The sequence below is a fragment of the Neisseria sp. P0021.S006 genome, assembly GCF_051956895.1.
In genome coordinates, this window is the sequence record NZ_JBQCWZ010000394.1 from 1 (window position 1) to 1,275 (window position 1,275).

Annotated in this window: 1 protein-coding gene; it reads right to left on the minus strand. The window is 55.1% G+C overall.

Annotation, left to right across the window (positions count from 1 at the left end; genetic code table 11):
- Positions 1 to 166: 166 nt before the first annotated feature.
- The coding region (gene murA, locus ACTHUM_RS14430; RefSeq protein WP_440403215.1) for a UDP-N-acetylglucosamine 1-carboxyvinyltransferase at positions 167 to 1,275 on the minus strand (1,109 nt) is incomplete at its 5' end.

Sequence of the window (1,275 nt, forward strand, 5' to 3'; positions counted from 1 at the left end):
ATACGGTAGCGCGGAAGTGACAAGGATTTTTCGTGTCATGGTTTGTGCTTTTAAAAACAATGGATAAAGATGTCGGGAATTATACCGCAAAACAATACGCAAAGGCCGTCTGAAACCCGATTGCCGGTGTTTCAGACGGCCTTTTATTTATCGGCTGTGTATGGGATTAACCGCGTACGCGTTCGATTTTTGCGCCTACGCCGCCGAGTTTTTTCTCGATGTATTCATAGCCACGGTCAAGGTGGTAGATGCGTTCGACAATGGTTTCGCCATCTGCGACCAAACCTGCCATGACGAGGCTGGCAGAGGCGCGCAGGTCGGTTGCCATCACGACGGCGCCGGAGAGTTTTTCTACGCCTTTGATGTAGGCGGTGTTGCCTTCGGTGGTGATGTCTGCGCCCATGCGGTTGAGTTCGGGAACGTGCATGAAGCGGTTTTCAAAAATGGTTTCCACCACGCGGCTGCTGCCTTCGGCAATGGCGTTCATGGCCATAAACTGCGCCTGCATGTCGGTTGGGAAGCCAGGGTGGACGACGGTACGGATGTCCACGGCTTTGGGGCGTTGTTGCATGTCGATGGAAATCCAGTTGTCGCCGGCTTCGATGATGGCGCCAGCTTCGGTCAGTTTGTTTAACACAACTTCCATGGTTTTGGGGGCGGCATTGCGCAGGACGACTTTGCCGCCGGTCATGGCGACGGCGCAGAGGAAGGTACCGGCTTCGATACGGTCGGGAACGACGCTGTGTTCGCAGCCGTGCAACTCTTTTACGCCTTCGATGGTCATGGTTGCTGTACCGATGCCACTGATTTTTGCGCCCATTTTGACGAGGCATTCGGCCAAATCAATAACTTCGGGCTCGATGGCGCAGTTTTCGAGGATGGTGGTGCCTTCAGCAAGTGTGGCCGCCATCAGCAGGTTTTCGGTACCGCCTACGGTCACGACATCCATGGTAACGCGCGTGCCTTTCAGACGGCCTTTGGCTTTGACGTAACCGTGTTCGATGGTGATTTCCGCACCCATGGTTTCGAGGCCTTTGAGGTGTTGGTCAACCGGACGCGAACCGATGGCACAACCGCCGGGCAGGCTGACTTGGGCTTCACCGAAGCGGGCAAGGGTCGGGCCCAAAACCAAGATGGATGCGCGCATGGTTTTTACCAGCTCGTAAGGTGCGCAGGTGTTGTTGACAGTGCCGCCGTTGATTTCAAATTCGGAGATGTTGTCGGTCAAAACGCGTGCGCCCATGCCTTGCAGCAGTTTTTGGGTGGTTTTGACGT